General features: G+C 62.4%; 12 protein-coding genes and 1 pseudogene. 8 read left to right on the top strand and 5 right to left on the bottom strand.

The window, feature by feature from the left end; translation table 11 throughout:
• The first annotated feature begins 531 nt into the window (after nucleotides 1-531).
• On the top strand, nucleotides 532-1464 hold the full coding sequence (gene gcvA, locus ACG873_RS25205; RefSeq protein ID WP_394888513.1) for a transcriptional regulator GcvA: 933 nt from the start codon (nucleotides 532-534) through the stop codon (nucleotides 1462-1464).
• A gap of 38 nt (nucleotides 1465-1502) precedes the next feature.
• Here gcvA and ACG873_RS25200 read toward each other — a convergent pair whose 3' ends face one another.
• The gene (locus ACG873_RS25200; RefSeq protein WP_394888512.1) at nucleotides 1503-2195 is read right to left on the bottom strand and encodes a molybdate ABC transporter substrate-binding protein; all 693 of its coding nucleotides are present in this window, start codon (nucleotides 2193-2195) and stop codon (nucleotides 1503-1505) included.
• A 329-nt stretch (nucleotides 2196-2524) separates the two neighbouring features.
• On the opposite strand from ACG873_RS25200, the gene ACG873_RS25195 reads away from it, so the two are divergent.
• Nucleotides 2525-3553 carry an IS110 family transposase gene (locus ACG873_RS25195; RefSeq protein WP_394885887.1) on the top strand — a complete coding sequence of 343 codons (1029 nt, stop codon included), beginning with the start codon at nucleotides 2525-2527 and terminating at the stop codon, nucleotides 3551-3553.
• Between the two features lie 1077 nt (nucleotides 3554-4630).
• On the opposite strand, the gene ACG873_RS25190 is transcribed toward ACG873_RS25195, so the two are convergent.
• The 3 genes and pseudogenes from ACG873_RS25190 to ACG873_RS25180 form a co-directional block, all read right to left on the bottom strand.
• Nucleotides 4631-4921, bottom strand: a complete 291-nt coding sequence (locus ACG873_RS25190) for a hypothetical protein (protein ID WP_394893824.1) — start codon at nucleotides 4919-4921, stop codon at nucleotides 4631-4633.
• Nucleotides 4861-5391, bottom strand: a complete 531-nt coding sequence (locus tag ACG873_RS25185) for a phosphotransferase (RefSeq protein WP_394893689.1) — start codon at nucleotides 5389-5391, stop codon at nucleotides 4861-4863. The genes ACG873_RS25190 and ACG873_RS25185 overlap by 61 nt, the downstream gene beginning before the upstream one ends.
• Nucleotides 5392-5799: 408 nt before the next feature.
• Nucleotides 5800-6725: pseudogene (locus ACG873_RS25180) on the bottom strand (LysR substrate-binding domain-containing protein).
• 103 nt (nucleotides 6726-6828) lie between these two features.
• Between ACG873_RS25180 and ACG873_RS25175 the strand changes: the two are divergent.
• Nucleotides 6829-7716, top strand: a complete 888-nt coding sequence (locus tag ACG873_RS25175; RefSeq protein WP_394888511.1) for an NmrA/HSCARG family protein — start codon at nucleotides 6829-6831, stop codon at nucleotides 7714-7716.
• A gap of 88 nt (nucleotides 7717-7804) precedes the next feature.
• Here the strand turns inward: ACG873_RS25175 and ACG873_RS25170 are convergent, their stop codons facing one another.
• Nucleotides 7805-8773, bottom strand: a complete 969-nt coding sequence (locus tag ACG873_RS25170) for an aldo/keto reductase (protein ID WP_394888510.1) — start codon at nucleotides 8771-8773, stop codon at nucleotides 7805-7807.
• 397 nt (nucleotides 8774-9170) lie between these two features.
• On the opposite strand from ACG873_RS25170, the gene ACG873_RS25165 reads away from it, so the two are divergent.
• From ACG873_RS25165 to ACG873_RS25145, 5 genes are all read left to right on the top strand, one after another.
• Nucleotides 9171-10481: an ABC transporter substrate-binding protein gene (locus ACG873_RS25165; protein ID WP_394888509.1), complete on the top strand. Its 1311-nt coding sequence runs from the start codon at nucleotides 9171-9173 to the stop codon at nucleotides 10479-10481.
• A gap of 220 nt (nucleotides 10482-10701) precedes the next feature.
• Nucleotides 10702-11574 (top strand): carbohydrate ABC transporter permease, encoded by an 873-nt coding sequence (locus tag ACG873_RS25160; RefSeq protein ID WP_394888508.1) that lies wholly within the window; start codon nucleotides 10702-10704, stop codon nucleotides 11572-11574.
• Between the two features lie 214 nt (nucleotides 11575-11788).
• Nucleotides 11789-12613, top strand: a complete 825-nt coding sequence (locus ACG873_RS25155) for a carbohydrate ABC transporter permease (protein ID WP_394888507.1) — start codon at nucleotides 11789-11791, stop codon at nucleotides 12611-12613.
• Nucleotides 12614-12632: 19 nt separating this feature from the next.
• On the top strand, nucleotides 12633-13631 hold the full coding sequence (locus ACG873_RS25150) for an ABC transporter ATP-binding protein (protein WP_394888506.1): 999 nt from the start codon (nucleotides 12633-12635) through the stop codon (nucleotides 13629-13631).
• The gene (locus ACG873_RS25145) at nucleotides 13628-14404 is read left to right on the top strand and encodes an L-iditol 2-dehydrogenase (RefSeq protein ID WP_394888505.1); all 777 of its coding nucleotides are present in this window, start codon (nucleotides 13628-13630) and stop codon (nucleotides 14402-14404) included. The genes ACG873_RS25150 and ACG873_RS25145 overlap by 4 nt, the downstream gene beginning before the upstream one ends.
• Nucleotides 14405-14471 lie beyond the last annotated feature (67 nt).

Here is a 14471-nt window from a genome sequence, read left to right as displayed (position 1 = left end):
CCGGGCAGGGTGGCGTCGTCGGCTCTTCTGCGACTGGCCCTTTGGCCCGCCGGCCATCTCCCGCAAGGGAGATCGGCAGCTTTAGCGAGCATTAGCGAGGTCGGCGCTGCCCCTCACCTGCCTGCCGGCATCCTCTCCCCGTATAGTGACGGGGAGAGGAGAGCAGCTTCGGCGTCTCGGGCAACTATCAAAAGAATTTCCACCCGCTCCGCGGTCACCGCGACGCCCTTCACTTTCCCCGGCCGACAGGATTTCCGTCGAGAAAACCCATGTCGCGCTTGAGGTGGTCCGGAAGTTCCCTGACGTCGAGGAGGGCTCCGCGGGCGCGCCGGTTTCGTTTCGTGAGGAAGGCCGCCAGCCATGAATGCAGGGATCCGTCATGAGCCCGGTCCAATTGTGCCGTGTTTGCCATCGTGTCGACCAACCTTTTCAAGGGTTGCTCCCTTTATCCGTTGGCCTTCAATCTGGCCCCGAAAGACGCTAGTTTCCAATTAAACATCGATCGGCATACATAAGGCAGCTTAATCCATCATGGCTTCGCATCGCCCTCCGCTCCCGCCGACCGCTCCGCTTCCCCCGCTCCAGGCGCTCCGGGCTTTCGAGGCTGCCGCGCGGCATATGAGCTTCACCAGGGCCGCGGACGAACTCGGCATGACGCAGGCAGCGGTCAGCTATCAGGTCAAGGTGCTGGAGGAGCGGTTCGGCGCGCCGCTTTTCCTGCGCCGGCCGCGCCAGGTGGCGCTGACGGAGGCGGGCCAAAAGCTGGCACCAGCGATTACCGAGGCGTTCGAGACGATCGCCTCTGCCTGGGCCTCGGGCCGCAGCGGCGCGCAGGGCACACTGTCGATCAGCACCGTCCAGACCTTCGCGTCGCACTGGCTGGCGCAGCACCTCGGCTCCTTCCAGATGGCGCATCCGACGCTCGCGGTGCGCCTCGATACATCGCCGCGTTTCGTCGATTTCGCGCAGCAGGAAATCGACGTGGCGATCCGCGCCGGCGGCGGCAAATGGCCGGGGCTGGCGACGCACCTCCTGATGTATACCGCCTTCACGCCGATGCTGAGCCCGAAGCTCGCCGAAAGCATTGGCGGGGTGAAGGAGCCCGCCGACCTTCTGCGGCTGCCGATCGTCGATCCCGACGACCCGTGGTGGACGCAGTGGCTGACCGAGGCGGGCGTGCCGACCGACGGGCTGCGGAACCGGACGCGCAGCCGCATGGGCTCGCAGTCGCTCGAGGCCGGCGTGGCGATCGCAGGCGGCGGCGTGGCCTTGCTGACGCCCGCCTTCTTCGCCGCCGATCTTGCCGCCGGAAGGCTTCTCCAGCCCTTCGATCTCGTCTGCAACGATGGCCACGCCTACTGGCTGGCCTATCCCGAAGCGCGCCGCAACGCGCCGAAGGTCAGCGCCTTCCGGACATGGATCCTGGCCGAGATGAAGGCGTTCCTGGACGATGCCGAGGGATGACGGATTAGTTTCGGCAAGCCGACGGCCGTAAGCCGCCTTTAGCGGCGCTCGACGCCCTTTGCCGCCAAGATGTCATCAACGGCCGCCGACATCAGGAATTCCGACAGCTGCCTGGCAGCCTCTGCGTCCGTTGCATCGGCGCTGATGCCGATGGCGAAGTCGATGTAACTTTGGAGCTCTGCCGGAAACCGACCGACAAGCATGACCTCGGGAGCGGCAGCGAGAATCGAAGTCACGGGAACGACCCCCAGCTCGGCTTCCCCGCGGCCTACGGCCGCCGCTGTCTGCCCTCCTGGTACGGCCACCAACTTGGGTTTCACCTCATAGGCTATTCCCAGGCGTTCCAGCAAACCGGAGAAGTAGCCACCGCTGGTTCCTTCGCTGGCGTAGGCGATTGATCTGGCGTTCTTCAACGCATGTAAGAACGCTTCCACGGACCCAATGTCGAGCGCTCGGCTGCCTGCCCTGGCCGCCACCCCCATTGCTATCCGGCCAAACGCTGCCTGGCTCCCCGCCTTGACCTTTCCCAACGCGGTCAGATCTTGAACCAGGTTCGGATTGGTGATGACGAGGTCAAAAGGTTCCCCAGCTTCAATCTGCTTCTTTACTGTCGGATTGAGCTCCCACTTGACGGCAACCGTAAATCCTGTGGCCGTTTCGAATTGGGATACGAGAGCAAGGACGGCGGGTCGGACCGCAATAGCGCCAAAAAGCCGGATTTCCTGATTCATGGCCTAACCTGAAATCGGTCGAAACGACCTTTCCTACAATATGTATTTAGCCTGCATTCCACAGCTGCTCGGCCATTCTATGCTCAGCGTGTCGGCCTCCAAATCAAACCGACACCCAATGAATCACACCAAATTCATGCTGGGAATGCACTTCTCAAACGCGCTCTAAGGCGAGCATACATTTAACAAACATGACGTAATCGCGGGAGCGGTGGCCACCAAAGCTGTGGCGGCGATGTTCGGAGCTCTAGCCGGCTGGCTGTCCCCCGATAGGATGAAGAACGGGCTCACGATGGACACCGGGCCCAGGCATCGAACGGAGGACAGCCATGGAGCAGTATATCGGTCTCGACGTATCCATGAAAGAGACGGCAATATCGATCCGGCAGGACGGCAAGAGGATTTGGCGGGGCAAGTGCGCGTCCGACCCGCAACTGCTCGCGGCGCTGATCCGCAAGCGCGCACCCGATGTGCGGCGGGTGGTATTCGAGACGGGGCCGCTGTCGGTGTGGTTCTACCATGCGCTGATGGCAGAGGGGCTGCCGGTGATCTGCATCGACGCGCGGCATGCCAAGGCCGCGCTCGACATGGCCGCGAACAAGACCGATGCGAACGATGCCGATGGCCTGGCACATCTGGCCGAGGTCGGCTTCTACCGAGAGGTTCGGGTCAAAGGTTTCGATAGCATGCTGATCCGCACGCTGATCACCGCGCGGCGCCAGCTTCTCAAGATGCGTTTGCAGATATCCAACCAAATCCGCGGATTGATGAAGACGTTCGGCCTTGTTGTGCCCAAGGGTGCCGGCAGCGTGTTCGAGCGCAACGTTCACGATCTTCTGCAGGGCGAAGCAAAGCTGGCGCGCATCGTCGTGCCAATGCTTCGGGCATGGAGCAATATCCGATATCAGATAGCAGAGCTGAGCAAGCAACTGGCCGCGATGGCTCGTGAAGACCAGCACTGCCGTCTGCTCATGTCGGTGCCCGGTGTCGGCACCGTCACAGCCACCGCCTTTGCCGCGGCCGTGGAGGATCCGGCGAACTTCAGAAACTCGCGCGCCGTGGGCGCATGGGTAGGCCTGACCCCGAGACGCTACCAGTCCGGCGAAGTCGATAATGACGGCCATATCTCGCGCCGTGGCGACAATCAGTTGCGCGGACTGCTATACGAAGCGGCCGCGGTCATCCTGAACCGGTCGACGGATACCAGCACCCTGCGAACCTGGGCGTTGGAGCTCAAAGAACGGCTCGGCTTCAAACGAGCCGCCGTGGCCCTGGCGCGCAAGCTGGCAGTGATCATGCATGCGATGCTCCGGACGGGCGAGCTGTTCGATCCGCACGGAGGAACGCCCGCCGCCTGATCCTGCAGACGCTCGACCACGACGATTTTCTTCAGGCCATTCAACCAATAGCGTTCTTACAGGACGCACCGAGCCGTCCCTGCCGGGACGTGGCTGAGATCATTCCGCGAAGCGGGAAGCAACTGCTTCGTTAAGCAGATTGCGCAACGAACATAGGAAGATCTCACCTGCGAAACTCATCCTGCGGCGATCTTTGCATCGACCGCGTAGACGACCCTGTACCCGGCATACGAACGAACGAGCATGAACAGAAAGGACGACTGCCTTGCACTCACCCCCTTGACGGCCGAGCGATTAGACGACCCGCCCACGCGGCAAGGCATGCCCTAGCTTGAATTGCTCTTTCGCGCGGTCGAGTGGTTGATCTGCAGATTCTTCGGCAATGGCAGGCTTGAGCATCGCATATGCATCTCGCGGGCGAATAGCCTTCGTTGCTTTTCCTGGTGCTCCTTGCCGGCTGCCACGAGCGCAAGCCCATACGGGCCGATCAAGGCACCGGCCGCCCAGTTGAGGTTCCTCTCCTTATAGTTCAACGCCTGCACGCGGATTTCTTCGCACTGCGGCGACTGCCATTTTGGGTCTTGGTTCGAGAGCGTGGCCGCATATTCGCCGGGCGCGGTCGTGCACCCGGCGACCATTGCCGCCAGAACGCCTACCGCGATCCAAGTCTTTGCCTGCGCTTTACCGTCGGTTTGTTGTTTCCCCAGAGTCGAACTCCAATGCCAAATAAGTTCATTTTTTCGCCGATGAGGGCGGGGTGCTTTACCTTAACAGGACCAGAACGTCAGCCGCTATTTCGTCCTTTGTACGGCCGTTATGGACACGTGCAACTGGCCGCCGATTTACTCAACCTTCGGCGTAAACTGGCATGGGGCGGCTTTGAACTCGGGGGGATGGGTTCCACGCATCGGGAGACAAGCAGGCGGTCCGCGAAGTGGCGAAGGATGGGTTGGGCTGGCCCCTCATTATGGTTTTGCCGAATCCTTCTTCGTCGGACATTGCCAGCCTGCCGTGACCGTCTCTCGGGGAATTTGGGCGAATTTTCAGCACTTCCCGCCAAGCGCCCAAGGTTTTTTATCAGAAGAGACGTGTCAGGAGATGTTGTTCCTCCCAATTGCGCAGAAAGGCCACCTGTCTATCCAGCCACGCCGTCGACAGGTGATCAAGACCCCATATAGATGCATTGGCAGCGTACTCTCCGAGCAGCCAGATGTGTCGGATGGGGACGAACAAAACCGTCGCATCGAGATCTTTCGACGCAAGCGGGAGAACGCTCCGATAGCCTTGCAGAAATGAGGGCCAGAGATTCAGGGTGGCGGGATTGAGCGCCTTGTTCCAGAGATAAACCGCCAGATCGTATCCAACCAACCGGGACCGCCGTCGTCGAAGTCGAAGAAGGCAGCCGCCCGGCCTAGTGAGCCGCTCTCTGTAATCCTGGCATTGAACCCATGGCAATCACCGTGGCAGTGACCCCATGCGAGCGCGCTTTTAGCCGCGTCCAACTGCTCCCCCAGCCGTGGCACAAGTGCTGCAAAGTAGTCGCGATGTGCGGCCTCAATCGTTCGGAGGGTGAGAAGGGCAGCGAGTGGGCGGGCCGCGAGGTGCTGGAACTCGAGCTTCGAAACCGACTTGCAGGACCTGCATACGATTGGCCGGCCCGATGGACCTCGGCCAAGGTTCGTCCTTGCGCATATGCGTCGGGCGGGGAGCCTTGACGCGCGGTTCGCCCCGGCAGGAAATGGAACAACGTGACCGGTCGCGGGCCTTCTGCAAAGGAACCCAAACGCCAGTGCCGGCCATCTCGCGCAGTAACCGGCGCAGCGACCGGAACTTTGCATCCATCGAGATACGTCAAAAATGCTGTCTCGTAGTCGAGATTTGTTCTTTACGCGTACGGCGATTTGCAATGCGGAGCACAAAACGCCGACCTGCCTGTGTACTAAGCTCGTATGTGTCGTTGAACCCGCGGTTCAACAGGTTTCAAACGGTGACCTCACCGATATCGTATGCGTCGGATACGAACTTCGCGACGTCATCTGCAACGGGCATAGAATAGAGAGGTCGCACGACTATGCCTTTCCGGGAAGGTTGGCAGCGCAGGAAAGCGATTGTCGGGGGCACGGTTTGATATAACCATCGTCACTGAAAGGCCGCAACGTTCAAGTCGTACACTCTAGGCTGCCTGCCATGATCGCCTCTCAAATTTGGAAGAATTTTCAGCACTCTACCGCTGTCGGGTAGCTGCTCTAGGTCGATACGGCCCCTGCCTCGCCGTTGCCGCTGGCGCCGGCGGCGCTTAATCGCCCGGCCGCAAGCTCGATGAATGCCTTGACCAGGGGCGAAAGGTGCCGGCTGCTCGGATATACGGCATAGAGGCCGCCGACCGGCGTCGTGTAATCGCCAAGAACGCGGCGCAGCCGGCCGTCTCCGATAGAGGTCTCGGCGATCCTGTTTGGCAATTGCGCGATGCCAAAGCCTGCGATCGCAGCGGCAATCACCGCCCGCATTTCGTTGGCGGCGAAGCGTCCCGATACCGTGACCGTTTGCTGGCCATGCGGCCCGTCCAGCACCCAGTGAGCGCTGGCTGTCGACGGACCCGCGATGACACAGTGATGGCGAGCGAGGTCCGCAGGCATCGCCGGCACGCCGCGGCGCGCGAGATAGTCCGGACTGGCGCAAAGGATTCTATGCGTGGATCCGAGCTTGCGGGCGACCAGCGTGGAGTCTGGAAGAATGCCGGTGCGGAAAGCGAGATCTATGCCGCTTTCAACCAGATTGAGCTGGTCGTCCGTGAGGCACAACTCGACCCTGGTTTTCGGATGCTCGCCAAGAAAATCGGACGCCACGCCGGTCAGAAAGGAGTCGCCAAAGCCCACCGGAGCCGAAATTCAATCGTGCCCGACGGCTCCGCCCTGGCTTCCGCAAGCCGCAGGTTCGCATCTTCGATTGTCCGCAGCGCCTGGCTGCTCTGCTCGTAGTAGAGACGTCCTGCGTCCGTCATGTTGAGGCTGCGGGTCGTGCGCTGAATGAGCCGCATCCCGACCTCACGCTCAAGCGCGGCGATGCGGCGGCTGACGGTCGCCTTGGGCATGCCGAGCAGGCGCGCGGCGGCGGTGAAACTGCCGGCCTCGACGACACGAGCAAATATCAGGATATCGTTGAGGTCGAGCATTGTATCCAGATTTGAGACGATGTTTTCCGATTATAGCTCATTATGGATCAGCCTCGCATTCCTAACTTTGCTCTGTTGGAAATAAAAATAAAGGAGCAGACATATGACCACCAAACGAAACGTTCTGGTTACCGGCGCTACTGGCCAGCAGGGAGGCGCGGTTGCGCATGCACTGCTGTCCAGGGGGCATCGCGTCAAAGCGCTGACCCGCAAGCCCGACAGCGATGCCGCCCGGAGGCTTGCCTCGGCAGGCGCCGATGTCGTCACCGGCGATCTCGGTGACGCGGCGTCCGTTGCGGAGGCTGCACGCGGCGTCGACACCGTGTACCTGATGGGCAACAGCTATGAGGCCGGAACAGAGGAGGAGACCCGCCAGGGGATCATTGCCGCCGACGCGGCAAAGGCTGCCGGCGTCGGGCACTTGATTTATTCATCCGTTGCCGATGCCAACAAGGAGACAGGCATCCCGCATTTCGAAAGCAAAAATCTCGTCGAGAAACATGTCGCCGGGCTCGGCATCCCCTACACCATCAGCGCGCCGGTCGCCTTCATGGAGAACATTGTCGCGCCATGGTCGATCGGTGGGCTGCGCCAGGGCACGCACGCATTTGCGATGCCTCCCAAACGCGTCCTGCAGTTGATCGCTTTGGAGGACATCGGGGCTTTCGTGGCAGCCCTGGTCGAGCGGCGCGAGCAGGTGTTCGGCAAGCGTTTCGATATCGCCGGCGATGAGTTCTCCGGTGAGGAGCAGGCGAAAATCCTGTCGCAAGCCATCGGCCGCCCGATCAGCTACCAGGAAATCCCGATTGCCGCGGCTCGCCAGCAAAGCGAGGATACGGCGCTGATGTTCGAATGGTTCGACCGCGCCGGCTACGATGCCGACATCGCCGCATTGCGGCGGGAATTTCCGGAAGTCCGCTGGCACAGTTTTGCCGACTGGGCGCGAGAATTCGACTGGAGCGTTCTCGAACGGATTTCTTCCGCCGCCTGAGGCTCACGGGAACTCACCGGCTGATAAATCCCGGCGGAAGCGGATAAGCAGCAAGATTGGAGCTGGCGTCCGCTTCCGGCAGCGCCGGTCAGCGCAGCCGCAGCGCGTCGATTGCGGCGGTCTCCTCCGGCGATAGCGGACCGGCCGCTTCGGCGTCGAGGCATTGGCGCAGTTCCTCGCGGTTCTTGACGCCAAGCACCAGCGTGTCGACGCCTTCCATGCCGAGGGCGTAGCGGTGGGCGATGACGGCCGGGTCCGCGCCCCATTTCTCGCACAGCGCCCGGAACGGGGCGGCGCGAACGAAGTCGCGGGCGTCGGGATGATCGGGGTCGAGCGGGCGATCGATGGCCCGGGTGAGGGCGCCGGCCTGCGCGGCGCGGATGCCCATCACGCCGACGCCTTTCGCTTGCGCCGTAGCGATGATGTCGCGCGGCCGCGCCGGAGTTCTTAACCGCGTCAGCCCGCCCGGGCTGTCGAGCAGGTTGGCCACCGCCTGGACCGCCTGAGGGCGAGGCGTCTCCTGCAGCGCGTTGATGATCGCTTCGGGCACGCCCACACCGGTGATGCCCCAGGCGCCGATCAGGCCTTCCTGCTTGAGCCGCTCGAAGGCGGGCACGACGGCATCGCGATAGAGCGACCAGGACGTCGCGAATTCGGACCGGCGCTCATTGTCCACCGGATAGGCGAAATCGTCCGGGCAGATCTCGTTGTGGAGAAAGAAAAGGTCGACCCGCTCGAGCCGCATTGCCGCAAGGCTCTGTTCCAGCGAGGCGCGGAAACGGGGATAGACCTCCCCGGCCGGTATTGAACCGATGCCACACTTTGTGGTGATCTTCACCCCCTCCGGCAAGCGGCCGCCGAAGGCCTCGCCGATAAGCGCTTCGCAGACCTTGTAGCCGGGCGCGGCGTCGATGACGTCTATTCCGCCGTCGACGGCCAACTTCAAGGTGGCGATGCCTTCTTCACGGCTGGTGCTGCCCCAGACCTGACCGATGCCGCCGCCGCCAAGGGTGAGGCGGCTGACCTCGCCAATCGTGCCGAACCGACGCTTTTCCATTGTCATGCTCCGTTTTGATGAGTGGCGGCAGGATAGCCAGCCTGCGCAGCTTCGGCTACCGCGAAGGCGGGCTCTGGGCGAAGCTCCCGCCGCCGGTGTGAATAGAATCCGGGAACAGCGCTGGGGTGAAACGGAAAAACCGGCGCAATAACAGCAGCATCGGCGGCGGGGACACCGGTACCGGCTCGCAAATTGTACGCAAGGCCCCGCCGAAGCCGCGAACGGCGGCGGTTTCGGCGCAATAGCCGCCCATTGCCGAGGCGTCTTGGCGCCAAGCCCCGAGCGACGCGCCTGCCGCACTGCAGCATCGAATCTCGCTTGACATAAATCACGCCGAGTGAATAATTGCCCACAACCAAGGCAAATGCTCACTCTTGGTCTAAGGGAGGAATTCTGGATGAAACTGAACACGCTCATTTTGGGCCTGTGCTCCGCGAGCGCGCTCGCGTTTGCCGCGCACGCCGAATCGATCACCATCGCCACCGTCAACAATGGCGACATGATCCGCATGCAGAAGCTGACGGACGACTTCACTGCCAAGAACCCCGACATCCAGCTGCAATGGGTGACGCTGGAAGAAAACGTGCTGCGCGAGCGCGTCACCACCGATATCGCCACCAAGGGCGGCCAGTACGACGTGATGACGATCGGCACCTACGAGGTTCCGATCTGGGCCAAGCAGGGCTGGCTGCTGCCGCTGGAAAATCTTGGCGCGGACTACGACGCTGGCGACATCATCCCGGCCATCGCCGGCGGCCTGACCGTCGACGGCAAGCTCTATGCCGCGCCCTTCTACGGCGAAAGCTCCTTCATCATGTACCGCAAGGACCTGATGGAAAAGGCCGGGCTGACCATGCCCGACGCGCCGACCTGGGAGTTCGTGGCGGACGCGGCCCGCAAAATGACCGACCGTGCCGCCGACATCAACGGCATCTGCCTGCGCGGCAAGGCCGGCTGGGGCGAGAACATGGCCTTCCTGACCGCCACTTCCAATTCGTTCGGCGCTCGCTGGTTCGACGAAAACTGGGTACCGCAGTTCGACCAGCCTGAGTGGAAGAACACGCTGCAGTTCTATGTCGATCTGATGAAAGACGCCGGCCCATCAGGCGCATCGTCGAACGGCTTCAACGAGAACCTGGCGCTGTTCCAGCAGGGCAAGTGCGGCATGTGGATCGACGCCACGGTCGCGGCTTCCTTTGTGTCCAACCCGAAGGACTCGATCGTCGCCGAGAAGGTCGGCTACGCGCTGGCTCCCGATACCGGGCTTGGCAAGCGCGGCAATTGGCTGTGGGCATGGTCGCTCGCCGTTCCGGCCGGCACGCAGAAGGCGGACGCCGCCCAGAAATTCATCTCCTGGGCAACCAGCAAGGATTATCTCGCGCTGGTGGCCGAGAAGGAAGGCTGGGCCAACGTGCCGCCCGGCACCCGCACCTCGCTCTACGAGAATCCCGAGTACCAGAAGGCCGCGCCCTTCGCCAAGATGACGCTGGACTCGATCAACGCAGCCGATCCGACCAAGCCGACCGTGAAGCCGGTTCCCTATACCGGCGTGCAGTTCGTCGCCATTCCCGAGTTCCAGGGTCTCGGCACGACCGTGGGACAGTTGTTCTCGGCAGCCCTCGCCGGGCAGATGACGGTGGACGATGCGCTGGCGCAGGCGCAGTCGGTGACGACGCGCGAGATGACCCGCGGCGGCTACATCAAATAGGCATTCTCCCGGTGCCTGGCCGTCCGGGTCCCAGCCTGGGCGGCCCTTTTGTCGAAGAATTACGGGAGATGAGCGGCGGCGCGACCTAATATAGCCTGGCGCTGCCCTCACCCTTACCCTCTCCCCGTTAAGGACGGGGAGAGGGGGTCGTCAGCGCCGCGCCTCCAGCATGAGAGGTCTGCCGGCGAATCAAGCGGTTCATTCGAATCGGAGGAAGATCATGGCCACGCGACAGACCGGCACGCTAGCGCGCTTCATGATGGCGCCGTCGGTGATCCTGCTGCTCGTCTGGATGATCGTGCCGCTGGCAATGACGCTGTGGTTCTCGTTCCTGAACTACAATCTGCTCAATCCCGGTAATGTCAGCTTCGCCGGCCTGTTCAATTATACATATTTCTACACGGACCCCGCCTTCTTCCAGTCGATCTGGAACACGCTGCTGATCGTAGTCGGGGTGCTGCTGATCACCGTCATCGGCGGCATCGCGCTGGCGCTGCTGCTCGACCAGCCGATCTTCGGGCAGGGCATCGTGCGCATACTGGTGATCTCACCGTTCTTCGTCATGCCGCCGGTGGCCGCACTTGTGTGGAAGAACATGATCATGCATCCGGGCTACGGCGTCTTCGCCGACATTTCCCGGTTCTTCGGGCTGCAGCCGGTCGACTGGTTCGCGCAGTATCCGCTGTTTTCGATCATCATCATCGTCGCCTGGCAGTGGCTGCCCTTCGCCACGCTGATCCTGCTCACCGCGCTGCAGTCGCTCGACGGCGAGCAGAAGGAAGCGGCCGAGATGGACGGCGCCAACTTCGTCAATCGCTTCATCTACCTGACGCTGCCGCACATGGCCCGCGCCATCACCGTGGTGATCCTGATCCAGACCATCTTCCTGCTTGGGGTCTATGCCGAGATCCTCGTCACCACCAATGGCGGGCCGGGCTATGCCTCGACCAACCTGCCGTTCCTGATCTACCGCACCGCGCTGCTCGGCTACGATGTCGGCGGGGCTTCGGCGGGCGGGGTGATCGCGGTCGTCCTCGCCAACATCGTCGCCATCTTCCTGATGCGCGCGGTGGGCAAGAATTTGGATAGGTGAGAAAAATGCGAATGTTGTCGCCTTTAGAGCGCTCCTCACCCTTACCCTCTCCCCGTGAAGGACGGGGAGAGGGGGATCGCCAGCGTTGCGGCCAGCGACCTTCTCCCCGTTCTGAGCTTGTCGAAGGATCACGGGGAGAAGTGCCCGCCCATTCGACTTCGCTCAGGAGGGCGATGAGGGGCGGCGCATACATCTCAAGTTTGGAGACCTGACCATGGCCCGCGCAGTTTCGACCCGACGCAAGGCAGCCTTCACCGCCGCCGCATGGCTGGTCGCGTTCGTGATCTTCTTCCCGATCCTCTACGCCATCCTGACCTCGTTCAAGACCGAGCCGGAGGCGATTGCGGGGTTCAGCCTGTTCCCCAGTTGGACCGTCGAGAACTATATCGAGGTGCAGACGCAGCGCGATTATTTCAAGCCGTTCATGAATTCGGTGATCATCTCGGTCGGTTCGACGCTGCTGGCGCTGCTGGTCGCCATACCCGCCGCCTGGGCGATGGCGTTTTCGCCAACAAAGCGGACCAAGGACGTCTTGATGTGGATGCTGTCCACCAAGATGATGCCGGCGGTGGCGGTGCTGGTGCCTATCTACCTGATTTTTCGCGATACCGGCCTGCTCGACACGCGGCTCGGGCTCACGGTCATGCTGATGCTGATCAACCTGCCGATCGTGGTGTGGATGCTCTACACCTATTTTCGCGAAATACCCGGCGAGATCCTCGAGGCCTCGCGCATGGACGGCGCCTCGCTGCTCAACGAGATCGTTTATGTGCTGACGCCGATGGCTATTCCCGGCATCGCCTCGACTATGCTGCTCAATATAATTCTCGCCTGGAACGAGGCGTTCTGGACGATCCGCCTGACGACGACCAATGCCGCTCCGCTGACGGCGTTCATCGCCTCGTTCTCCAGCCCGCAGGGGCTGTTCTGGGCCAAGCTTTCGGCCGCCTCGACGCTGGCCATCGCGCCGATCCTGATCATGGGCTGGTTCTCGCAACGGCAACTGGTGCGCGGCCTGACCTTTGGCGCAGTCAAATAGAATCCCCGGGGAGGAAGCCATGGGCCAGATTACGCTGAAAAAAGTGTCGAAATCCTTCGGGGCGACGGTCATCATCCCGGAGATCGACCTGACCATCGAGGACGGCGAGTTCGTCGTCTTCGTCGGCCCGTCGGGCTGCGGCAAGTCGACCTTGCTCCGGCTGATCGCAGGGCTGGAGGACACCAGCGCCGGCGCGATCGTCATCGACGGGCGCGACGTCACCGGCGAGGCGCCGGCCAAACGCAAGCTGGCGATGGTGTTCCAGTCCTATGCGCTCTATCCGCATATGACGGTGGCCAAGAACATCGCCTTCCCGCTGAAGATGGCCGGCGAGGACAAGGCGGCAATCGACAGGAAGGTGGCCGACGCGGCGCGCATCCTCAACCTCACCAACTATCTCGACCGGCGGCCGGGGCAGCTTTCCGGCGGCCAGCGCCAGCGCGTCGCCATAGGCCGCGCCATCGTGCGCCAGCCCTCGGCCTTCCTGTTCGACGAGCCGCTGTCCAACCTGGACGCCGCCTTGCGCGGCACGATGCGGTTGGAGATCAGCGAACTGCACCACCAACTCAAGACGACGATGATCTACGTCACCCACGACCAGGTCGAGGCGATGACCATGGCCGACAAGATCGTGGTGCTGAACGCCGGCAATATCGAGCAGGTCGGCTCGCCGATGGAACTCTACAAGACGCCGAAGAACCTGTTCGTGGCCGGCTTCATCGGCTCGCCGAAGATGAACCTGATCAACGGCGCGGTTGCTGCGAAGCATGGTGCGGCGACGATCGGCATCCGCCCGGAGCACATGCAGATATCGACCACCGCGGGCGAGTGGAAGGCGACGGTTGGCGTCGCCGAACATCTCGGCTCCGACACCTTCCTGCATGTGCAGGCCGACGGGGTCGGGCCGCTGACGGTGCGCGCCGACGGCGAAATTTCGGTCAAGCACGGCGACACGGTTTTCCTGACGCCCGACCCAACAAAACTGCACCGGTTCAGCGAAGACGGGAGCGCGATGTGACGAAGAGGTTAGCCGGCAAATCGGCGCTGATAACCGGCGCCGCGCGCGGCATCGGCCGCGCCTTCGCCGAAGCCTATGTGCGGGAGGGTGCGACGGTTTGCATCGGCGACATCAACCTGGGCGCGGCGATGAAGGCCGCCGACGAGATCGGCGACGCAGCTTACGCGGTCAGCCTCGACGTCACCAACCTTTCCTCCATAGATGCGGCGGTGAAGGCGGTCGAGAACAAGGCCGGCGGGCTCGACATACTGATCAACAACGCCGCGCTTTTCGACGCCGCGCCGATCGTCGAGATATCCAGGGCAAGCTACGATCGGCTGTTTTCGGTCAATGTCGCCGGCACGCTGTTCATGATGCAGGCGGCCGCCCGCTCGATGATTTCTCGCGGCAAGGGTGGGAAAATAATAAACATGGCGAGCCAGGCGGGGCGCAGGGGGGAGGCGCTGGTTGCGGTCTATTGCGCGACCAAGGCCGCCCTCATCTCGCTGACCCAGTCGGCGGGGCTCGATCTCATCAAGCACGGCATCAACGTCAATGCGATCGCGCCGGGCGTGGTCGACGGCGAGCACTGGGACGGCGTCGACGCGCTGTTCGCCAAATACGAAAACCGGCCGAAGGGCGAGAAGAAGCGGCTGGTCGGCGAGGCGGTGCCGTTCGGGCGGATGGGCCGGGCGGAAGATTTGACCGGCATGGCGGTTTTCCTCGCCAGCGCCGAGGCCGAATACATCGTCGCCCAGACCTACAATGTCGACGGCGGTCAGTGGATGAGTTGAGGGGATCATGAAGGCAATCTTCCCCCACGAACGGCAAAGCAACTGCATAACATTTCCTGTTTCGGTC

This window comes from Allomesorhizobium aridi (genome assembly GCF_043769475.1).
Lineage (GTDB): Bacteria > Pseudomonadota > Alphaproteobacteria > Rhizobiales > Rhizobiaceae > Allomesorhizobium.
This window is presented reverse-complemented; position numbering and strand designations above follow the sequence as displayed.